This is a genomic window from Colwellia sp. C1TZA3, assembly GCF_007954265.1.
Lineage (GTDB): Bacteria > Pseudomonadota > Gammaproteobacteria > Enterobacterales > Alteromonadaceae > Cognaticolwellia.
Genome location: NZ_VOLS01000063.1, coordinates 1 through 21,586, shown reverse-complemented (window position 1 = coordinate 21,586; position 21,586 = coordinate 1). Strand labels below are relative to the sequence as shown.

General features: G+C 37.3%; 18 protein-coding genes. 11 read left to right on the top strand and 7 right to left on the bottom strand.

Going from position 1 to position 21,586, the window contains the following annotated elements; genetic code table 11:
- Positions 1–646 precede the first annotated feature (646 nt).
- The 6 genes from ESZ39_RS15085 to ESZ39_RS15060 all read right to left on the bottom strand — a co-directional run bounded on the left by ESZ39_RS15085 (position 647) and on the right by ESZ39_RS15060 (position 9,544).
- Positions 647–2,056 (bottom strand): aldehyde dehydrogenase family protein, encoded by a 1,410-nt coding sequence (locus ESZ39_RS15085; RefSeq protein WP_146880750.1) that lies wholly within the window; start codon positions 2,054–2,056, stop codon positions 647–649.
- Positions 2,057–2,115: 59 nt separating this feature from the next.
- The gene (locus ESZ39_RS15080) at positions 2,116–3,756 is read right to left on the bottom strand and encodes an acetolactate synthase large subunit (RefSeq protein ID WP_262984501.1); all 1,641 of its coding nucleotides are present in this window, start codon (positions 3,754–3,756) and stop codon (positions 2,116–2,118) included.
- Positions 3,757–4,058: 302 nt separating this feature from the next.
- The gene (locus tag ESZ39_RS15075; RefSeq protein WP_146880748.1) at positions 4,059–5,813 is read right to left on the bottom strand and encodes an alpha/beta hydrolase family protein; all 1,755 of its coding nucleotides are present in this window, start codon (positions 5,811–5,813) and stop codon (positions 4,059–4,061) included.
- Between the two features lie 900 nt (positions 5,814–6,713).
- On the bottom strand, positions 6,714–7,475 hold the full coding sequence (locus ESZ39_RS15070; protein ID WP_146880747.1) for an ABC transporter permease: 762 nt from the start codon (positions 7,473–7,475) through the stop codon (positions 6,714–6,716).
- Entirely contained in the window at positions 7,472–8,389 is a 918-nt protein-coding gene (locus ESZ39_RS15065; protein WP_262984500.1) for an ABC transporter ATP-binding protein, read from the bottom strand. Before ESZ39_RS15065 ends, ESZ39_RS15070 begins: the two co-directional genes overlap by 4 nt.
- Before the next feature lie 840 nt (positions 8,390–9,229).
- Positions 9,230–9,544 (bottom strand): winged helix-turn-helix transcriptional regulator, encoded by a 315-nt coding sequence (locus ESZ39_RS15060; RefSeq protein ID WP_223270411.1) that lies wholly within the window; start codon positions 9,542–9,544, stop codon positions 9,230–9,232.
- Positions 9,545–9,632: 88 nt separating this feature from the next.
- On the opposite strand from ESZ39_RS15060, the gene ESZ39_RS15055 reads away from it, so the two are divergent.
- The 11 genes from ESZ39_RS15055 to ESZ39_RS15000 all read left to right on the top strand — a co-directional run bounded on the left by ESZ39_RS15055 (position 9,633) and on the right by ESZ39_RS15000 (position 19,710).
- Positions 9,633–10,643: a zinc-dependent alcohol dehydrogenase family protein gene (locus ESZ39_RS15055; RefSeq protein ID WP_146880745.1), complete on the top strand. Its 1,011-nt coding sequence runs from the start codon at positions 9,633–9,635 to the stop codon at positions 10,641–10,643.
- 853 nt (positions 10,644–11,496) lie between these two features.
- The gene (locus ESZ39_RS15045; protein ID WP_191321815.1) at positions 11,497–12,030 is read left to right on the top strand and encodes a DUF1523 family protein; all 534 of its coding nucleotides are present in this window, start codon (positions 11,497–11,499) and stop codon (positions 12,028–12,030) included.
- Between the two features lie 275 nt (positions 12,031–12,305).
- The gene (locus ESZ39_RS15040) at positions 12,306–12,881 is read left to right on the top strand and encodes a TerD family protein (RefSeq protein ID WP_146880743.1); all 576 of its coding nucleotides are present in this window, start codon (positions 12,306–12,308) and stop codon (positions 12,879–12,881) included.
- Positions 12,882–12,967: 86 nt separating this feature from the next.
- A complete protein-coding gene (locus ESZ39_RS15035; RefSeq protein ID WP_146880742.1) occupies positions 12,968–13,573 on the top strand; it encodes a TerD family protein in 606 nt (201 codons plus the stop codon).
- 181 nt (positions 13,574–13,754) lie between these two features.
- Complete coding sequence (locus ESZ39_RS18420) at positions 13,755–13,919, top strand: TerD family protein (RefSeq protein WP_223270409.1); 165 nt, start codon at positions 13,755–13,757, stop codon at positions 13,917–13,919.
- A 114-nt stretch (positions 13,920–14,033) separates the two neighbouring features.
- Complete coding sequence (locus ESZ39_RS15025; protein ID WP_146880741.1) at positions 14,034–15,116, top strand: sodium:calcium antiporter; 1,083 nt, start codon at positions 14,034–14,036, stop codon at positions 15,114–15,116.
- A 554-nt stretch (positions 15,117–15,670) separates the two neighbouring features.
- A complete protein-coding gene (locus ESZ39_RS15020; RefSeq protein WP_146880740.1) occupies positions 15,671–16,744 on the top strand; it encodes a phosphoribosyltransferase domain-containing protein in 1,074 nt (357 codons plus the stop codon).
- Positions 16,732–17,508: an HAD family hydrolase gene (locus ESZ39_RS15015; RefSeq protein ID WP_146880739.1), complete on the top strand. Its 777-nt coding sequence runs from the start codon at positions 16,732–16,734 to the stop codon at positions 17,506–17,508. The genes ESZ39_RS15020 and ESZ39_RS15015 overlap by 13 nt, the downstream gene beginning before the upstream one ends.
- The gene (locus ESZ39_RS15010) at positions 17,508–18,596 is read left to right on the top strand and encodes a cysteine protease StiP family protein (RefSeq protein WP_146880738.1); all 1,089 of its coding nucleotides are present in this window, start codon (positions 17,508–17,510) and stop codon (positions 18,594–18,596) included. Before ESZ39_RS15015 ends, ESZ39_RS15010 begins: the two co-directional genes overlap by 1 nt.
- 2 nt (positions 18,597–18,598) lie before the next feature.
- On the top strand, positions 18,599–19,210 hold the full coding sequence (locus ESZ39_RS15005) for an HAD family hydrolase (protein WP_146880737.1): 612 nt from the start codon (positions 18,599–18,601) through the stop codon (positions 19,208–19,210).
- A 44-nt stretch (positions 19,211–19,254) separates the two neighbouring features.
- On the top strand, positions 19,255–19,710 hold the full coding sequence (locus ESZ39_RS15000; protein WP_146880736.1) for a tellurite resistance TerB family protein: 456 nt from the start codon (positions 19,255–19,257) through the stop codon (positions 19,708–19,710).
- Between the two features lie 763 nt (positions 19,711–20,473).
- Here ESZ39_RS15000 and ESZ39_RS14995 read toward each other — a convergent pair.
- Positions 20,474–20,662 (bottom strand): integrase, encoded by a 189-nt coding sequence (locus ESZ39_RS14995; protein WP_146880735.1) that lies wholly within the window; start codon positions 20,660–20,662, stop codon positions 20,474–20,476.
- Between the last annotated feature and the right edge of the window lie 924 nt (positions 20,663–21,586).

Sequence of the window (21,586 nt, the reverse complement as noted above, 5' to 3'; positions counted from 1 at the left end):
CGCAGGAAAAATAACTCAAGGTAAGGCGCTCGATTGAGCAATAGCTGGCTATTGGGATTGAGAGCAACACAGCCTTGAGCTATTTTAACTAGTACAAGTGAGCAATAACTTAATGGGATTGGTATAAGTAACTAGCACCTCGCTAGTTAATTAATTTATTTTCAAGCGATGCTCAGCCACACGTGCTCCTTTTGCAGCGGTGAGCTCCCAACTAGCGAATTGAGCGTTAATAGCATCAAAAAAACTGTGTTTACTTCTTTCTAATTGCTCATTGAGCATTTTTTGCTGGTGTTGGCTGGAGTGTAATTGTCGCCGTAAATAGTTTGCTTGCTGCGGGTAAATATATCGCTCATAAGATAGATAAACAGTGATAACGAAATAACGACCAGCTTATACCAAGTTGATTAACTACCTACTCATTTTTAATGGTTAAAATGAATAACTACAGCGTTATAAAATTTATAAAATGAATAACTACTGACTAAATTTTATGGCTTGTATTTAGCCATTTTTCCTCATCAAAAAGGTAATCACTTAATTAATTAAATTGGTATTAAAGGCTATTTCAAAGCCGCACAAAAAAAGGGAGTCTCTAGCAATTAGAGACCCCTTTTGGGTTTTAGCAAATAGTTTTTATTTCGCGCAGTTAAAGCTTAATAACTGCCATTTTATCCTGAGACATATCATGCATGGTGTAAGCAATACCACCGGTATTATAACCCGACTGTTTACGCCCAGCGAAAGGCATCCAATCAACACGAAAAGCAGTATGATCATTCACCATAACCGCTGTAGCGTCTAATGCTTGTATGGCACTCATTGCGGTATCAAGGTTTTTGGTAAATACCGAAGCTTGAAAGGCATATTCCAGCGAATTAGCTTGAGCAATAGCTTGGTTAATATCGTCATAGCCATAGACACAAACTACAGGGCCAAAAATTTCCATGGTAGATACTTTGGCATCAACGGGTGGTTCAAGTAGCACGGTTGGCGCATAAGTGGTTTCACCCAGTCGTTTACCGCCGGTGACTAGGGTTGCGCCTGCCGACACAGCTTCATCAACCCAGGCTTCAACGCGATCAACTTCTTTAGGACGAATAAGTGGCCCACATTCGGTCGTTTCATCAATAGCGTTACCGACAATAAGTTTTGCTGCGCCGTCAGCCAACATTTGTGCGATAGCCTTAGCTTGCTCTTTAGGCGCAAAAATACGCTGTACAGACACACATACTTGTCCCGAATGATAAAAACCACCTTTGAGTAAACTTGGGACCATCGCTGCAATATCGGCACTTTTTTCAATGATAACCGGGGCAACTCCACCATGTTCTAATGCGCAACGCGTACCAGGTGCTAATTTAGCGCGCAACATCCAACCTATTTTAGCTGAACCAATAAAACTGAAAAAGGCGACACGAGGGTCGGTGATCATTCTTTCAGAGGTCGACGTTTCGCACATAATAAAACGACACCACTGTGGCGGTAATCCTGCTTCATGTAAAATATCAACGAATGCTTTACAGGATAACGGCGTATCTCGTGCAGGTTTAATTAGCACCGGGCAACCGGCCGCAATGGCTGGAGCCACTTGATGAACAATTAAGTTTAACGGATGATTAAACGCTGAAACGGCAACTACTACTCCAATAGGCTCTTTGGTAGTAAAGGCGATTCTACCGGCACCAGCTTGAGTTAAATCCATTGGGATTTGCGTACCGGTTAGGGTAGATATTTCTTTCGCGCAAAGTGCTACGCCATCAATAGCTCTACTAACCTCTACACGGGCATCAACCAGCGGTTTGCCACCTTCACTGGCGATTAAAAGCGCTAATTCATCCGCTTTTTGTGAAATCAGCAATGCAGCTTTGTTGAGAATATTTATCCGCTCAAAGGCAGGAAGCCATTGTTTGCGGTCTTTAAATAGTTGCTGAGCGGTGGTTAAATCTTGGTCAATATCATCCCAAGTGACTATTGGTAAAGACCCGAGATAAGTTTGATCATAAGGGTTAACAACATCAAGTGTTTTGGTTACATTGCTTTCGTCTACATCGGCCATAATATGCTCTTTAATAAGTTAAAAATTGCTTGCTAACAAGCCATATCGAAATCGTAGTTTTAGATTAAACAAACTTTTTCTGCCAATTCATCAACCAATACTTTTTGATTTTCAGAGTAATCAACCGGCAGTTCGATTAGGTGAACACCTCCCGCTGAAAATGCTTTTTCATAGGTAGCAATAATATTGTCAGCAGAGGTGATTCTATGACCGGTTGCGCCATAACTTTCTGCGTATTTAACAAAGTCAGGATTGTTAAACTCTAAACCCCAATCGGCAAAACCAGAACTGATTTGCTTCCAACGGATCATGCCATAAGCATTGTCATTTAACACAGTTACCACTAAGTTCAAACCTAAACGAATGGCGGTTTCTAATTCTTGTGAATTCATCATAAAACCGCCATCACCACAGATTGCCATCACACGTTTATCTGGATTTAGCATTGCAGCCATCATACCTGAGGGTAGGCCTGCACCCATGGTGGCAAGGGCGTTATCCAGTAATACGGTATTGGGTTGATAAGCTTTATAGTTACGCGCAAACCAAAGTTTATACATACCATTATCTAAAGTGATGATGTCTTTTTCGCCCATAACCTTGCGAATATCAGCCACAAAGCGCTGTGGAATAATAGGAAAACGATGGTCATCGGCTCCTGCGTCAATATGCTGATCAATGGCGAGTTTTATTTTATCAAAATAGCTTCTATCGAACTTAACCTCGCCCGCTACTTTATTTTTTAAGGCATTAACAGAAGCCGCCAGATCGCCAATAATTTCTAATTGTGGAAAATAAACTTGATCCACTTGGGCCGATTTATAATTAACATGAATGACTTTCTTACCCCCTTGTCCCATAAAAAAAGGTGGTTTTTCAATAACATCATGGCCAATGTTAATAATTAAATCTGCTCGTTCAATGGCACAATGTAAATAATCGCCGGCTGATAACGCGGCGGTACCTAAAAATAGACTTGAGCGTTCATCAACGACGCCTTTGCCCATTTGCGTCACAAAAAACGGAATACGTGTTGAGTGAACAAAGCTGCACATTGCCTCTCGAACATTTTGCCGATTTGCGCCGGCGCCAATCAGTATTAACGGCATTTTAGCGGCTTCTATTAACCTAACCGCTTCTTCTATCGCCAGATCATTAGGGCTAGCATAAAGGCGTTTATGTGGTGTCATTACCCCGGCAGTACAATCTTCAGTCGCAATATCTTCGGGTAACTCTAACAGTACCGCGCCGGGGCGTTCTTCTTCACAAAGGCGGAAAGCTTCGCGCACTAAAGAGGGAATAGTATCACCGTGGACAATTTGTTTAGACATTTTACAAATAGGGTCAAACAAGCCAACTATATCAATAATTTGAAACTGGCCTTGCTTTGATTTTTTGATTGGTTTTTGTCCGGTAATCATAACTAAGGGCATGCCACCTAAGTGAGCATAAGCAGCAGGTGTTGCTAGATTTGTTGCTCCAGGCCCCAGTGTTGCCATACAAACACCGGCTTTATTAGTAAGCCGACCATAAGTAGCGGCCATAAACCCGGCACCTTGTTCATGGCGGGTTAACACTAATGTAATTGATGACTTACGTAAGGATTCGAGCATATCCAGGTTTTCTTCTCCTGGTACTGCAAAGATATAATCTACCCCTTCAGCTTCTAATGCTTGGACAAATAAATCAGATGCTTTTATCTTGTTATTATCACTCATAATTTTTTCCTAATCAGTCAACAGACAATGATTTTAAAAACATTTACTCAACCACCCTAGCATTAAATATACTGAAAAGGTTCGACAGCGGTATTAATAACAGCATAATTGCTAGCTATTATTAATTGTTTGCGTTTAGAAATATTATGCACATGATCAGTTAAAGCCGATGTATTCGGATCATCTTTTTGATTCTTTACTCAGATCGCCATATGATTATTTTGCACACGGTTAATGAATGCTTTGGCAATACGACTCTGTGGTATTACTTAACTAACGATTAATCAGAATGCGTAGTGCGTTGCCTGACTAGCCACAATTACCCAAGTGATGATCATGGCATTAATAAAACCGCCGGTGTAAACCCGACCGGTAACGCGGTAGGCGCTAGTAAAAACCACTGCCGCGATGGTCATTAATGGCACAAACTGCAATGCGATAATCGACCACAATGGCTCACTGGCTATTAACAGTGTCTTACCCATTAGCAGCGGTGTGTATTGTGCAGTCAACAACAGCAGATAACCAAAATTCAATAATAGCCAGTTTGCCCATAGCTCTTGACTAAAGCTCCAATTGTCGCGCCGCAGTTGACCATGTAACACGGTAGCAACAATGATAAAAAACAGGCTGAACGGCAGCAGATATAACAGAGCAATGCCCATTTGTAATGGGCTTAACAGTTTGATGGCAAAAACCCAAATACGATAGTCGACATCAAATAAATAGTCGGTTAATACCAGTGAGGTATAAAGTACGCTAACAACAGCAAATGCCAGCAAAAATGAGTGTGCGATAGAGGACATATCTGCTCGGCCCTGCCAAGTTAATCCATAGCTTGCAAAACTAGCACCGGTTTTACGGTTCAACAAGTAATGCCAAAGCAGAAAAAGTGACATTGAAATCAGTCCAGTTAGCAGTGCCCACACTATAATTTGAGTGCTGATATTTTGAGCGAAAAACGCTGATGCTTGCCACCCTAGCGTTTCACTGATGCCCTTAAACGGGAACAGTGTTAGTGCCGGCAAAGCGGTAAATATCAGAGCGGCTACCCACCAACTTCGTCCGGTTAAACTGTACAATTTAGGCGTTGTGTCTTTAAGCGAATTAAATACTGAGGTTTGAGCTAGTCTGCTTAGGGCAGGCGCGATGAGTACGACCATACCAATTAAAGCCAGTAATGTGCCGAGTTCTTTCCATAGCCAAACTTGTTTGGCAGATGGAATGGGATGTGCGCCAGCTAAAGTTTGATCAAACCAGTCAATAGCATGCCCTATTGCGACTGATGAAAAGTGAATACCTGGATGCGTAACTGCGGGTTGATAAAAAATACGTGCGGTACCGTCTGCAATATTGCCGTAAAGTTTGCCTGCGATGATTGTTTCAGAGCTATTAAACAGGGTCTTAAGTTTATCGGTTTTTGTGATCTCTGTTGCTATATCAACGCCCCACATCAGCGATGAAAACTCATCGTACTTGGAAAAAATAACCGCGATATTACGTGGCCAATCCGCAGTTCCTTTAGGCGTACCATAAGTGCCAGGTGATGAACCTAGTATCACTATAGATTGATAATCGTTTGGATAGATACCAGCTGCCACAAGTGATGCCCAACCGCCCATAGAGTGACCTTCGAGGCCAATATTATTTTGATCAACGAATGGCAATGTCTTGATATAAGCCAGTGTATCTATGCCTCCAAAGCCATTAGTGAAAGCGGCGGGATCGGAATAACCATGGCCGGTTTGATCCGGCACTAGGACAACGTAACCGCGTCGCGCAAATTCGATGGCAAAAGCTGCTTGGGTTTCATTTGAGTTGATATAACCGTGAGTAGCAATAATGCCAGGTGCTGGATTTGTGTTTGAAACGCCATTAGGTACGTAAAGTCGTGCGTGGGTAATAATGCCGTCGTTGCCGGCAAAGCGAACATGACTCACTTTTACCGTACCGCCATTAGTTTGTATTTGATTGGCTAAAAAGCCGCCAGACAGGATCAGTGCCACGGCTAATATCAGCACTATTGGATAGTATTTCATCTACAGCCTTAAGGTGTTTATTATCTTGAGAAAGACGTTCAAGTTGTGAGTTTTATAATATCATTCTGCAGTGCGGAATTAAATATTGCAATATTTAATAAGGTATCAAGGATAGGCTATAAGTTAATTAAACCCATACAACTTCAAGATTTTATAGATGATGTAATGAGTGATCATGACTAATATCAATTTGATTAATTAAGTGATCTACTTTTTCATGAGGAAAAATGGACAAATACAAGGCATAAAGTTTAGTCAGTAGTTATTCACCTTATAAATTTTATAACGCTGTAGTTATTCATTTTAACCATTAAAAATGAGCAGGTAATTAATCAACTTGGTATTAGTACCACTGTTGCCGATAACGATGCAAGCCAGCATTGCTATTGGGGTCAACTTCATTAATTAAAGCAACAACTTATGTTTAACTTTCGCCCCTAGTATAGTGATTACTGCCATTTATATTTATACCTTTACCTTACTGGCTAAACCGATTGAGCCTATTGTCTCAGAGTAAACATTTGGTGATTACACTATGTGCTAGGTAGGGGCGGCGATGGTATCAAAGGCCATCCTGTGGGACGAGATTGAGTGAGCGCCAAAAAAGCGCCCGTTGTTTTGTGCCGATGAATCAACAACAGATTTCATTATCGTGGTATTGGGTATTGGTCGTTGAAGTTTATGGTTATTTGGTATCGGTTAACCTTAAGGTGTCTTTAGCATAAACGATATTATCTATCCGATAATATGATGAATAAGTGCCATAGAGACACTTATTCATCATAGTTTATCTTGAGTAATTTGTTGGATACATCAGGGCAGTGGTAAACAAATTACTAAGTCTTTAGCTATATCACCCAATAAAATCAGCGGTAGGAAAAGTGTTGGTATCAGTGGCTATTATTGTCTTATCTGATAACCACTTTTAAATATCCAAGTAACGGCTAATAAACACAAGGCTAAAAAGCCGCCCATCACACCAAGACTTGTCATTAAACTGACCTCAGCTACTTCATAAAAACTCCATCGAAAGCCACTGATTAAATAAAACACTGGGTTAAACTGCGTTACTGTTTGCCAAAAGGGTGGCAACATACTGACGGAATAAAATGTACCTCCTAAGAAAACTAGTGGGGTAATAATAATCAGTGGGATCACTTGTAGCTTTTCAAAATTGTCGGCCCAGATACCAATAATAAAACCAAATAAGCTAAAGGTAATGGCGGTCATCACTAAAAAGAATAGCATCCAAAATGGATGGGCTATTTCAAGTGGAACGAAAAAATGTGCGGTGGCTAAAATAATTAACGCTAATAACGTTGACTTAGTCGCTGCCGCACCAACATAACCGAGCAACACTTCAAAAGAAGATACCGGTGCAGAAAGTAATTCATAAATAGTGCCGGTAAATTTGGGAAAATAAATACCAAATGACGCATTAGAAATGCTTTGGGTTAATAGCGATAGCATAATTAACCCCGGTACAATAAAAGCACCGTAGCTAACGCCACCTATTTCAGTAATACGAGAGCCAATTGCCGAGCCAAAAACCACAAAATAAAGTGAGGTAGAAATTACTGGAGAAATAATACTTTGAAAAATAGTACGTTTGGTACGAGCCATTTCAAATTTATAAATAGCCGCAACGGCGTAACGATTCATGTTGTTTCCTTTACTAATGAGACAAATATATCTTCCAACGAACTTTGATCGGTTTTGATATCTTTAAAGGCAATGCCGGCGACTGACAAATGCTGCAGTAAAACAGAGATTCCGGTGTGCTCTTCGGTGGCATCATAACTATAAATTAATTGCAGACCATTGTTTTTAAGCTGTAAATTAAAATCAGCGATATTGGCAGGTATCTCAGTTAAAGGTTCTTTTAAATCGAGGATCAATTGCTTGGTGCCTAATTGATTCATTAACGCTATTTTATCTTCAACCAAAATAAGTTGACCATTTTTAATCACGCCAATACGGTCAGCTATCTCTTCCGCTTCTTCAATATAATGTGTGGTTAAAATAATAGTGACGCCATTGTCACGTAATTGCCGCACCAATTGCCACATATCTTTGCGCAGCTCTACATCAACGCCTGCGGTGGGTTCATCTAAAAATAAAACTTCCGGTTCATGAGATAGTGCTTTCGCAATCATCACTCGGCGTTTCATACCGCCAGACAATTCCATCAGGCGATTATCTTTTTTATCCCAAAGTGACAATGATTTAAGTGTTTTCTCGATAAAAGCTGGGTTTGGCTTTTTGCCAAATAACCCGCGGCTAAATGACACAGTCGTCCAAACCGTTTCAAAGGCATCGGTGGTCAACTCCTGTGGTACTAAACCAATAAGTTTACGCGTGTGTCGGTAATCGGTAACAATATCTTTACCGTCAACAGTGATTTGCCCAGAAGTGGCATCAACAATGCCACAAATAGCACTAATGAGTGTTGTTTTACCGGCACCATTAGGACCTAACAAGGCAAAAATTTCAGCAGGTTTTATTGATAAGTTAATATTATTCAGTGCTTGAAAACCACTAGCATAAACCTTATTAACATCGGTGATTTGAATCATTGGCTGCAAGATTATTTTCCGTCAAAATTTGAATGGTACTACGGTATACGACATGCCCTATTGATGGCTAGAAAAATCACTAAATTAACTATTAAATTTTTCTCTATTATTTTGCGAATGGCCGATGTCTACTATGACTTTGAATACGCAGAGGACAAGTGACTAGCGTCAACCTAAGCGGTAAAAAAGGTGGTGGATAACAAGGCTAATTAAATTGATTGAAGTCAAGGTGCCAAGATCAGGCTCAAAGGAGACTTTATTATATGGTTGACTAAGTTTAGTTACCCGCCTTTAAGCCTTAATGAAGAGTATAACGAAGTCTTTAAATGGATTGATAATTTTTAAAGAATACAGTGTTTTAACAGCATAAATGTTGGCTGCAGAATCTTATGTTGTTGCTATAGGTTTTATTTTTAAGGGGTAAATTAAAACCTATAGCAAGTGATTTTGTTGACTCCTTATAGGTTTTAACTGGCTTTATAACAGGCTAGCATTGCAAGTCACCACATTTACGCTCTTATACCAATCCCATTAAGTTATTGCTCACTTGTACTAGTTAAAATAGCTCAAGGCTGTGTTGCTCTCAATCCCAATAGCCAGCTATTGCTCAATCGAGCGCCTTACCTTGAGTTATTTTTCCTGCGCACAACAAGATCACAAACTTAATGGAACTGGTATTATACCAATTTGATTAATTAAGTGATCTACTTTTTCATGAGGAAAAATGGACAAATACAAGGCATAAAATTTAGTCAGTAGTTATTCACCTTATAAATTTTATAACGCAGTAGTTATTCATTTTAACCATTAAAAATGAGCAGGTAATTAATCAACTTGGTATTACATATTGTTGTCAATTGTCCATTCTTTTAGCTCTTCAAGAATAGAGAGTGCGCTTACCCCTTTTTTTGCTATCTCATAACTCACCGCAATAGGTTTTGTTGATAGCACTGTTCGGGTGATAAGTTTATTGGCTTCCATGGCTTTTAAGCGCTCTGCAATCACTTTTTTACTAGCGCCTGCCAGTTGTCTCGAAATTTCATTAAAGCGCATAGGTTGGTCTTTCAAGTGCCATAAAATAGACCCAGTCCATTTGTGACCAATAATACGCATACCTCTTTCAACAGGACAGGGCTCATAGCATTCTTTATTCATGATAGTAGGTTACAAAAAGTTAACTGGTTGACTATAGTAACCTAGCTGATATAGTCCGCACAACATTTAATCACGTAAAGAAATACTGATGGAAAGTAAAACGATTGTTGTCAATGCTGGTGGAGGCTTTAATGCTGTTACCGTTGAGCAGACAAAAGTAAATAAGCCAGGTCTAGATGAAATAACAGTAAGACTTCATGCTAACTCTTTAAATTATCATGATTATGCTGTAGTGAAAGGTCTTTGGGCGTCACCAGAACGAAGAATACCTATGGCTGACGGTGCAGGGGAAGTCGTTGAGGTTGGTAAAAATGTGACTGAGTTTAAGGTTGGTGACAATGTCGTCAGTACCTTTTTTCCAACATGGATAAGTGGTGAACCTATCGTCGATGGCTTTTCCACAGTACCGGGAGACGGTATTGATGGTTACGCTCGTGAATATGTCACCTCTTCGTTAAATGCATTCACAAAAGCTCCTAAAGGCTGGTCACATGTAGAAGCTTCAACATTAACGACAGCTGGATTAACTGCTTGGCGTGCGTTGACCGACTTTAACACGGTTAAAGCCGGTGATAGTGTGCTATTACAAGGTACTGGAGGTGTTTCAATCTTTGCGCTGCAATTTGCAAAAATGATGGGTGCTAAAGTGATCGCAACGTCGTCTAGTGATAAAAAATTGGCACGATTAAAGGCAATGGGAGCCGATCATGTTATCAATTACAAAACTGAACCCAATTGGGGAGCGCGCGCGAAAGCATTGAATGGTGGCATTGGTGTTGACCATGTGGTTGAAATTGGTGGTGGAGAAACATTAGAGCAGTCGTTAGCTGCGGTAAGAATAGGTGGGCAAATCTCTCTTATCGGCATTTTGTCGGGCCAAACATGTGAACTTAATCTTGTTAACGCGTTTATACAACAGGTTAGGCTTCAAGGGGTACTGGTTGGCAGTCGAACTCAGCAGCAAGAAATGATAAAAGCTATTGAAGCTAATCAAATGAAGCCAGTAATTGATAAAATATTTTCACTTGACGCTATAGTAAATGCTTTTGAGTATCAGGAAAGTAATCGTCATTTCGGTAAAATATGCCTTGAATTTTAATTCAAATAAACATGGGTATTAATGCTGTATATTAATTTTTATATTAATTTTTATATTAATGCCCACAACATAATCGGCGTAACTGTCTATCATTAACAGTTGATGCTGATTTATACCTGACCCATTTTAAGCGGTAGAATTAATGATAATTTTTATTATTAACTTTGGAAACAGACTTTACCGCTTATTGGAAAATTAAAAGGCAAGATCGATTAACATGTCTTTTAATTCAAGCTTAGCAATTGAATTATCATTGTTTTTATTAAAAAAATTAAAAATTGTTTGGCACATTTGAATACTTTTATCTTGCAGTAAAACGTCAATCAACTCGACAAACTCACTGCGATTAAGCTTCTCATCTTTGTTTACATCGAAAATATCAAATAACGCATCTACCCATCTATCTAATTCCCTGACTCTTCATACGCTATTGTTTAATAATATACTTGGGACTTTATCTAGGTGATCATCTGATGAAACAGTATTTTAGAAGATGATTGTAACCAATTAATGACCAATATTTAATGATTAAGTAGACTTAAATTCTTATTCCATAATCTATTTCAATTGTCTTGAAAACACCGCTAACGTTAATTTACTGTACCCTATTTATTTATAAAACTAATTGAGACAGCGATTATGTTGGCACAGAGGGATTATCCTTTGAGATTGATGAATTATACATATTAATTATTTAGTGAAGAATGAATACGTGAAAATCAGTGTAGATGATACTATGGAATTGAGTACTGTTGTTTTAATTAAAAGATTATATGATTAATTTACTAACATTAGACGACAGACAAAATTTAAGAATAAATAACAAATTTTATGTTTAGAGGTAATGAGTTTAATGGATGCATTAAAACAGTTTTGGATTAATATAAAACAAAAAATAGTAAACAATATAGTTAAATATTTTAAGTACATATATTATGTGCTTAGTGTTTTTTCTATATTGTTAATCACAGTGACTTATATTTATTCACCTAAGTATGATGTGGTTAAAATTCAAGGCACTGAAGTAAAGCGTACGAGTGAAAAAGGGAGCATTGATGTAACATTTAAAGATGTTTACTATATTTATACCATAAAGGAAGGTGCACCTTTAGTATTAAGAAATGAAGATGCTTTCTTTTATATGAAGTTCAACAGTGCTGATCTTCAAACCCTTGCACAGGAATTTGAAAATGGCATGGCACAAGTTAAATATTATGGCATACGCTCTACTTGGTTTTCTTTATTTCCTAATGCAATTGAAATAAAGTCAAATACTGAAAGCACCACAGACTTTTCTTTATTCCTGTGGGTTAACTTGTTTATTTCGTTTATATTAATATCATTTGTTTTTTACAAAGTACGCAAGCTACAAAAAATGTTACATTAAGCTACTGAAGTAAAAACTATTTTTAAATTTATCTTATTAATTATAGTCTTAGTGTTTTTATTTACTCATCATTTAATAGAGATATCCAGAAAATTTCTTACTGTGAACTGGAAATCTATGAATTATGAGTCTGACATATTTTAAATTGTTTTTTCATGATATTATCGTTTGACAATAGTAATGCGCTGAGCTGATTTTATATTAACTCGTTGATCTAAATAGTTATTTACTAGTAAATGAGACGATATTTTTTATTAAAATAAAGGAGTTCTAAAATGGCAGTATCTTTACAAAAAGGTGGCAATGTTTCTTTGGAGAAAATTGCACCGGGCATGACAAAGTGTTTATTAGGTTTAGGATGGGATTCTCGCGCAACAGATGGTGCTGATTTTGATTTAGACGCATCGGTATTTATGTTGAATGCTGAAGGTAAAGTTAAAGCAGACAATGGCTTTATTTTCTTTAATAATTTAATTTCTGAATGTAAATCAGTCGAACATACCGGTGATAATTTAACCGGCGAAGGCGAAGGCGATGATGAAGCTATCAAAGTGAGCCTTAAAGAAATACCGGCTGATATCACTAAAATAGTTGTTGCAGTAACCATTCATGAGGCTGAATCAAGAAAGCAAAACTTTGGTCAAGTATCAAATGCCTTTATGCGTATTGTTAATGCAACTTCAAGTGAAGAAGTTGCACGTTATGACCTATCAGAAGATTACTCAACTGAAACTGCGTTGATCTTTGGTGAGTTGTATTTGCATAATAGCGAATGGAAATTTAAAGCTATTGGGCAAGGGTTTGAGGGTGGCCTTGGTCCACTAGCACGCCAGTACGGTGTTTCAGTTTAAACTTTTTATTACATAAATAAACTTAAAAATTAGTTGGGATGATTTATCATATCAGCTAATTTTTTTTTAGAATTAAGGATTTAATAATGGCAATTTCATTAAAAAAAGGGCAAAAAATAAGCCTAGAAAAAACCAATGGTTCCAGTTTAACCAATATCTGTGTTGGCGTTAATTGGGGAGCTATTACTAAGAAAGGTTTTTTTGGTAAAGCAAAACAAGTTTCTGTTGATTTAGATGCCAGTTGTGCTGTGTTTGATGCCAATAAAAAATTATTGGATGTCGTTTATTTTGGAAACCTAAAAAGTACAGGAATTCAGCATTCAGGTGATGACACAACAGGTGATACCGATGGTGATGATGGTATTGACAACGAAGTAATCAACGTAGACTTAAGTCGCTTACCTGCCAATGCAGAACAAGTGGTATTCGTGCTTAATTCATTCAGTGGTGATGACTTTAAAACCATTCCTTTTGCATCAATTCGTTTGTATGAGGGAACGCCAGAGCGTGTTGACTCTATTTACGCAACTTATGATATCGCTAATGATCCTAAATTTTCAGGTTCTGTTTCTATGATTTTAGGCAAATTATATAAACATAATGGTAACTGGAAATTTTCTGCTATTGGTGAAACAACTAGTGATAAAAAGTTAAAAGAAACGATTAATACCGCCGAAACAAGTTATCTATAAGATCGCGGCATGAGTAGTAATAGGTTAATGTGAATGGCAATAACCTTGCTAAAATGCGGCGACGTATCACTTTATAAAATAGCATCTGGAATAAGTGATTTTTTGACTGGCCTCTGCTGGGATTTTTGCCCAACAGATGAGACAGCCTTTGATTTAGATATTTCAGCATACTGGCGATAATTTGATTGGAGAAGTAGATGCAAATGACGAGTCAATTAACATTGATTTAGCTGCTGTTTGTAATATTATCCACAAGATTGTTGTTAATGAAAGGTCGGATGAAGAAGTAGTCCGTTATGATTTGTCAGAAAATTATTCAATAGAAGCAGCTCTTATTTTTGAATAGTTATATAGGCATAATAACGAATAGAAATTTAGAGTGGTACGACAAGGTAACGCGGTTAGTCTACATGTTATGGCTACGAATTACGGCGTTAATATCGTTTAGTTGGAGAAGTAAATGTTTGATTCACTATTGCCATTTTTATATATTATTTTATCGTGTTATTTGCTGAAATATGCATGTGATACATTTGAACAGGCCGCTGGATACCTAGGTCGAAATTTTCCACCCGGGATTAAAGGTGCAACGGTAAATGCCATTGGTTCAAGCATGCCTGAAATGTGTGTGGTTATTGCTTGTTTGTTTTGGTTTGATGACCCCTCTCTTGTTATGGTGGCGTTGGGTGTAACGGCAGGTTCGGCAATCTTTAATGGCTGTGTGATACCTGCTTTATCAATCATTATGGCAAAAGATGAAAAGGGTAAAGCCGTAGAGCATATTGAACTTAACAAAAAAGTGTTGTTACGTGATGTTTTTTGGGTATTAACAGCAGAAATTGCGTTAATTATCTTCCTTGGTTTTAATAGTTTTACACTCTGGATGGCAGTTGCTCTAAACGCAATATACTGCTTATATGCAGTACACCTGTATTTTGATGCTAAAAACCATGTAGGTGATGATGAAGACGAGTATGAATATGAAGAAATTGAAGATAAAGGTATTATTGCCAATATTTTTTACTTTAACTTTAATGCTATATTTTTCTCAAATCGTACTTTCACATTAACGAGCGCACTGGTTGTTTTAACGTTAGCCATTGCGGTTATTTCTGGCGCATCTCATATACTTGTTGAAGGTGTTTTGGGTAGCGCAGCGGTATTAGGTGTTCCTCAGTTTTTCGCTGGTTTAGTGTTTGGTGCTGCCGCTTCCTCTGTGCCTGACTTAATGTTATCAGTTAAAGATGCCCAGAAAGGCGAATATGAAGATGCAGTTGCTAACCCATTAGCCTCTAATACTTTTGATACTACTGTTGCATTTGCTTTACCCTTGTTAGCTTGGTTTTTAATTAATGGGGTGGACTCCTTACCCCTTGTGCAAGATGCTAACTTAACCATACTGCGTTGGTCTATTGTTGGTGTAACCGCTGCAGTAGCCGCTAGTTTGTTATTTAACTACAAAAAAGTAACAAAGAAAGTAGCTTATTTTTTACTCGCTTTGTTTGCTACGTGGGCAGCAAGTATGTATTACGTTATCCAATAAATACTAAGCTATCTCTATAGGCCTAGATATTATGTACAGGATGTACGGTATGCCGCAAACACATGGATGTGTAAGAGCGGCGAATGGTCAGGATGTACGGTATGCCGCAAACACATGGATGTGTCCGAGCGGTGAATTGAGTGATGGATTGTAGCTTCATAAAGTCTATGAGTGTTTTTTTAGCGCTTGAATCAAGCTCAGACAATTAGCGTGAGTTCAACAGTGATAAGTGATTGAGCATGGTATGGCTTCTCTTTTGAATATTCTTGTAAAATTCCAAATATGTATAATGAAATACCACTTACTTAACATCAGAGTACATCCTGATGTTATGAAAAAATTTAAAAGTGATAATACTTTTTTTGAACAAATAGTTAAGGACTGCGCTAGCGAAACTGACCTTGAGAAGCAAAGATTAGTTTTGGGTAAGTCACAAAATACAATTATTAAGCTAGCTCTAGACCTTAAAAAAATAGAGGAGATACTAATTACAAGCTTAATGAACGCGGTATTGATATTCTCCAAAAAGCTGACGTAAAATTTAATTGGAACATATGAAGCATATTTATGACATAAAAGCTGGCACCATTTCGTTACATTCAGCTGAAAAAAGAACAACATTAGACAACATTTTGGCATTCGGTTGTCGAGAAAATCCCAAGCGCCATTTTATTTTGATCAATAAGCTAATCGGGCGTTATACGCCTACAGCACCTAGCGTGATGAGGCATACGTATAACCAGTTAGCAGAAAAAATAGGTGATGGAACAAGCACCTATGTTGTTAGTTTTGCTGAAGCTGCTACCGGCCTAGGTGCTGGTGTTGCCGATAGTTTAGCTAAATCTCAAGACAGTGAGGTTTATTTTCAGCATACAACAAGACATAAGCTACAAGAGGAACTGTGGTTCACCGTTGACGAAGAGCATAGCCATGCAGTCAATCATATGTTTTATAAGCCTAATAAAGACTTATTAGCCGCTATTGTAAAGTCAAAAAGACTGGTTATCGTTGATGACGAGATCACTACAGGGCGTACCATCCAAGTACTGCTTTTAAAACTTATTCCCTACCTGCCCGATTTAGAAGAAATTGTAATTACCTCTATTGTCGATCTAAGGGGTGAAAAAAATAAGCTACAAAATCTAGGCTTAGATATTTCTATTCGTTATGTGTCGCTGGTTAAAGCCAATTTCAGCATCGAAAAAGACCCTAATTTTAATCCCAAACGACCAGATAAGCTTAACTCTGAATTAACAGAGTCAGATTCTGCGCTAAACATCGGTAGGCGTGGGCTACGTATGCCTTATGTCGAAAAATTAAATGCTATCAACAGCACTCAGAATACATTGGTGATAGCTGATGGTGAGCATCAGTACATCCCATTTTTATTAGCAGAACAGTTAGAAAATTCAGGGTTTGAAGTGGCTTTTCAGTCGATCAACCGCTCGCCTATTATGGTGTGTAATGCTATTTCAAACAAATATAAAATTGCAGCAAGTACCGATAATACGGAAAATTATTTATATAACTTTTTTCCGGAAAATAAATCAGTATTTGTCGTGAGTGAGAATGAATATGAAGGGTTGCTATTCGCTGACGAGGTTAAGTATCACGAATGGAAATGTTAACAGCAGCATCAGCTCGGTTGTTTGTTTTTACTGATTTGGATGATACATTATTTAGATCTTTTAAAGGCAAGATTCCTGATTTTTCAATCCCGGCAACTCTTGATGCCCAGGGTAATACTTATGCCTACTCTTCGATACAACAGCAAAAATTACTCGATGTAATGGTTAAAGCGGATGGGGTGATTATACCGGTAACAGGCAGAAGCAGTCGCTCATTTTTAAATTGTCAATTGCCGGTAATTATTAACAGTCAATACGCCATTGTGTCACATGGTGCGGTGATCTTGAATCATCAACATTTATTACTGGGCGAGTGGCGTGAGTTTTTAGAGCAAGAGTTTGAGTTAACTCGCTGGCAACAAACCTTAACCACTTTGTATGAGCATATACTTGCGCACTTTACGGCATTAAATAATGGTGTGCGGGTTCGATTGATTGTTGATCAAGGTATTACGGCTTATATTTGTGTCAAAATAAGTAAAGACAATTACCAGCAAGATAAATCATTACAAGTAAATCAGTTTTTGAGTTCGGTGTTAAAAAAAACCATGTTGCTGCACGGTAATGGGCGTAACTTTGCTGTGTTACCACCCTATGCGCAGAAAAAAATTGCGGTCTCTTTCTTGAAAGAAAAAATGGCTATTGGCCCGCATGATACCGTATTAGGCATCGGTGATAGCCATAGTGACTTACCTTTTATGGCCGACTCTGATTTTTTAATTGTACCTCAGCAGGCGCAAATTTTTGATAAGGAAATAGAATAGTGAAACAGCCATTAGTGGGCAGTTACCCTCAGGATGATTGTCTATTTTTATTAAAAAAAATAAAACCTAATTTTTATACCGTAGAAGACAAAGAAAGGTTGATTCAATCAGGCCAATTGCATTATTCACAAATGGTGAGTCAAGAAAGTAAACCTAGTGAACAATATGAGCAATTATTTTTGTCTTTAACCGCTCAGTATAAACAAAAGTTAGCTAATGAAATTATGCAACTGTCCTACTTAATATCTAAAAATATTAAGCAACCTGTTTGTATTGTTTCTTTGGTGCGCGCTGGCACACCTATTGGAGTGCTTGTTAATAAGGCAATTAATAAGTATAGCCAATATAAATCAGTGCATTACTCGATTAGTATTGTGCGTGATAAAGGCATTGATGTTAACGCTTTAGATTACCTCATTTTTGATTTGAACATTCCGCCTCAAAGTATTGTTTTTATTGATGGCTGGACAGCAAAAGGGGTAATTACTAAAGAGTTAAAACAAGCTATTCAAGCCTATAATAAAAGCCGTAATATCAACATCAGTGATGACTTATACGTTGTCTCTGATATTGGTGGTACAGCTGATTATTCAGTTACATTACATGATTACACTATTCCAAGTGCACTCATGAACTCAACCGTTAGTGGTTTAATTAGTCGTTCGGTGATCAATGAACAAATTACTCAGGATGATTTTCATGGCTGTATTTCTTATCTGCATTTGAAAGAGTATGATTATTCAAACTGGTTCATTAATGAAATTTCAAGCTGTTTTTCTGCGCAAGCGTATCAGGCGGCCGAGGTTATCACTGATGAGCAGCGTGCTTCACGCTACCAACAAACCCAGCAGTATATTAGCCAGTTAATGAACGACTTTACGGTCAGTGATATTAATAGAATTAAGCCTGGTATTGCTGAAGCAACTCGAGTGATGTTGCGCAGAGTTCCTGATATTTTGCTGGTTAATAATAATGATAATCCAGATATAGCACATTTAATTAGAATTGCTAATGAAAAAAACGTTGCGGTCATTGTACTGCCTGAAATGCCTTTTGGTGCTTGTGCGCTGATAAAAGATGTAGGATAGTAATGAATAAAATTGCAATATTTGATTTTGATGAAACCTTGGTGAAAGAAAATTCTTTAAGTTTTTTATTTAAATATTTTTTAGGTAATAAGCCGCTTTTTATATATCTTTTACCTATTCTTATCAATTACAGAGTTTATATTGGAGCGATTAAGAAAATCATTAAATGTCGGCTTTATAAAGTTTCTTTAAACAAAAAAAGTCAGCAACAAGTATTTCAAGCTGGCGTCGACACAGCAAAAAAACTAACGCCTATTCAACCGGTTGTCGATAGAATGATGTCGCTACATGCACAAGGTGTTGAAATTTGGATTATTACAGCCTCGCCTCAGCGTTTTATAGAAGGTATTGTTGACGAGCTCAAATGGCCTGTAAAACGGGTAATTGGTACCTTATTAATAGCAGATAACAAAGTATTAAATGGTCTCATTGGCGAAGAGTGCCAAATTGAAGAAAAAGTTGTTCGATTTAATTTGTTGACCAAAGAAGAAAATTTTCAGTGTACAGTCGAAGAAGCCTATGGGAATCTACCAGTAGATATCCCGATGCTAGGACTTGCTCAAAAAAAGTTTTGTGTAAAAGATGGAAAATTAAGTCCATTTTTTAGGCATTAATCGGTGTTTTTAAATTAACATATAAGTTTATAATGGAGAAAAATATGAGTTTTTGGAATGATATTAAAGAAAAAATGAACGATGCAAACGCCAGTTTACAAAAAAACATTGGGAAAATTAAGAATCAAAAATTTGCTGATGCTTCTATGGCTATGTGTGCATTAGTTGCTGCTGCTGATGGCGATATAGATGCCGAAGAACGTAAAAAAACAGCAGGTTTTATTACGTCTAACGATACTTTAAAAGTTTTCGCTGCCGCTGATTTAAAAGATAAATTCGATTTTTTCTGTAATAAATTAGAAGCGGACTATGACTTTGGTAAAATTGAAGCTATTCAAGCGCTAAGTGCATTAAAAGGCAAGCAAGACCAAGCAAGAGCTTGTATTCAATTAGGTATCATTATTGCCGGTGCTGATGGTGATTTCGATGCGGATGAAAAACAAGCAATTAAAGAAGCGTGTAATGCGGTTGGTATTTTGCCATCTGAATTTGATCTATAAATAAATTTTGACGACTAAAGCGTGGACTAAAGCGTGGACTAAAGCGTGGACTAAATAGTTTAATAAATACGTTAAGGGCCGAAAATAGAGTAGCGCCAGATAATTTATTGTTATGGCGCTATTAATTTTACTTTATCCACACATTACGTTTCGTTAATTATGTTCTTTGGAAGTTATTACGAAACGTTTACCTGTAGACCTATTACTAAACCCATCCCAAAGATAATGTTTTTGGGCACGGTTGACTTTATCTCTTGAATTTATAACCGAGTACCGTGCGACTGAACATCTTGGCTCCAAACAGAATTAAATAGCGCTAAATACAAACAAGCCTACGTGCTAGAAATAAAGCGTGCTAGAAATAGAGTGTGTTAGAAATAGAGTGGGCAAATTTAATGCTTGCTACGCAATTAAATCCTAATAGTAGCGTTTAAAACATGGTGAGTGGTTGAGGTGTTATTACGACATCACTACTTTTTCAGCCTAATCATCACAAAGACAGAGACCTTTCATTTAACCAGCCAATGCTATAACACTGTGCTTTAAAATATTAATATATTAAAATATTAAATTATAGCGCCATGAAAATGAGGTAGTAGGTACAATATTCACTACTGCCACAAAGCGGCTCTAACTCTCGCTTTAATTGACTATAATAAACAACCCACTTCGCCATTACTGTCATTAAAGGCTTTGGTATTAATGGCAGCAGTTTTAACATGGCCGTCATAATCATCAATGACTCTTTTGTAGCTTTATTTCGCTAATGCGGATATTGATTTTCAATCGCAAGGTTATTCAAAAATATTTTGACCTTATGATCTCCCATACTTTTACCATTGCATATAATGAAACCCTTAATCCAATATAAAGAAACTTTTTCGGTTGGTAGGCTGTAGTTACTTGTTTTTAATTCAGCGCGAACGCAGGCTAAAAAAAGTGATTTATTCATATATTAACCTCAACCAAAAAAACTGCATATATATACAGTTATAATTAATTTATAACAAGTGACAAGGATATGGCACGTTATGTCATTTTTTAAATGGCACGAATATTAAGTACTACATTTTTAATTGATTGATTTATAATCGATATTTGTTATTTTATTTGTATATAACGTGCCATACGGTGGCGCACATATCTCAATGCTCACTTTCTACAAACATGGTGAAGTTTGAAAAGGCAAATGATTACTGATAACGTATTTATATTATTAATAAAAAAGTGTGTTGTGCCCCATTAAATTTTGGGTTTGATTTTGTATTAAATCGAAATGCGCATTAATACACTGTTAGCTGCAAAATCAAGTTTGGTCATAAATTGGAAGTTTTATGTTTAAAGACAAAGTTATAGAAAAAATTTCAAAAGAGTTTGAACTTATCAGGCCACCCATAATAACTTGTGCATATTTCAACTACTAAACTAGACTTAATTTACCTTTATTAATTTCGGTAATTGTTATGCCTAAGCCTCGCTCACAACAAATCAGTTTAGCAACTTATCAGGCCACCCATAGTAACTTGTGCATATTTCAACCACTAAACTAGACTTAATTTACCTTTATTAATTTCGGTAATTGTTATGCCTAAGCCTCGCTCACAACAAATCAGTTTAGTAGATACCCCGTATTATCACATCTGCCGCCGTACAGGAACTTATCAGGCAACTTATCAGGCCACCCATAATAACTTGTGCATATTTCAATCACTAAACTAGACTTAATTTACCTTTATTAATTTCGGTAATTGTTATGCCTAAGCCTCGCTCACAACAAATCAGTTTAGTAGATACCTCCTATTATCACATCTGCAGCCGTACAGTACGAAAGGCTTTTTTATGTGGCGTAGATAAGGAAACGGGTGTCAGTTTTGAA

Bases quoted from the DNA above. Each gene is read 5' to 3' on its own strand.
- ESZ39_RS15085 (WP_146880750.1), bottom strand. From the start codon at position 2,056: ATGGCCGATGTAGACGAAAGCAATGTAACCAAAACACTTGATGTTGTT.
- ESZ39_RS15075 (WP_146880748.1), bottom strand. From the start codon at position 5,813: ATGAAATACTATCCAATAGTGCTGATATTAGCCGTGGCACTGATCCTG.
- ESZ39_RS15070 (WP_146880747.1), bottom strand. From the start codon at position 7,475: ATGAATCGTTACGCCGTTGCGGCTATTTATAAATTTGAAATGGCTCGT.
- ESZ39_RS15065 (WP_262984500.1), bottom strand. From the start codon at position 8,389: ATGATTCAAATCACCGATGTTAATAAGGTTTATGCTAGTGGTTTTCAA.
- ESZ39_RS15060 (WP_223270411.1), bottom strand. From the start codon at position 9,544: ATGAATAAAGAATGCTATGAGCCCTGTCCTGTTGAAAGAGGTATGCGT.
- ESZ39_RS15055 (WP_146880745.1), top strand. From the start codon at position 9,633: ATGGAAAGTAAAACGATTGTTGTCAATGCTGGTGGAGGCTTTAATGCT.
- ESZ39_RS15045 (WP_191321815.1), top strand. From the start codon at position 11,497: ATGGATGCATTAAAACAGTTTTGGATTAATATAAAACAAAAAATAGTA.
- ESZ39_RS15040 (WP_146880743.1), top strand. From the start codon at position 12,306: ATGGCAGTATCTTTACAAAAAGGTGGCAATGTTTCTTTGGAGAAAATT.
- ESZ39_RS15035 (WP_146880742.1), top strand. From the start codon at position 12,968: ATGGCAATTTCATTAAAAAAAGGGCAAAAAATAAGCCTAGAAAAAACC.
- ESZ39_RS15025 (WP_146880741.1), top strand. From the start codon at position 14,034: ATGTTTGATTCACTATTGCCATTTTTATATATTATTTTATCGTGTTAT.
- ESZ39_RS15020 (WP_146880740.1), top strand. From the start codon at position 15,671: ATGAAGCATATTTATGACATAAAAGCTGGCACCATTTCGTTACATTCA.
- ESZ39_RS15015 (WP_146880739.1), top strand. From the start codon at position 16,732: ATGGAAATGTTAACAGCAGCATCAGCTCGGTTGTTTGTTTTTACTGAT.
- ESZ39_RS15005 (WP_146880737.1), top strand. From the start codon at position 18,599: ATGAATAAAATTGCAATATTTGATTTTGATGAAACCTTGGTGAAAGAA.
- ESZ39_RS15000 (WP_146880736.1), top strand. From the start codon at position 19,255: ATGAGTTTTTGGAATGATATTAAAGAAAAAATGAACGATGCAAACGCC.
- ESZ39_RS14995 (WP_146880735.1), bottom strand. From the start codon at position 20,662: ATGAATAAATCACTTTTTTTAGCCTGCGTTCGCGCTGAATTAAAAACA.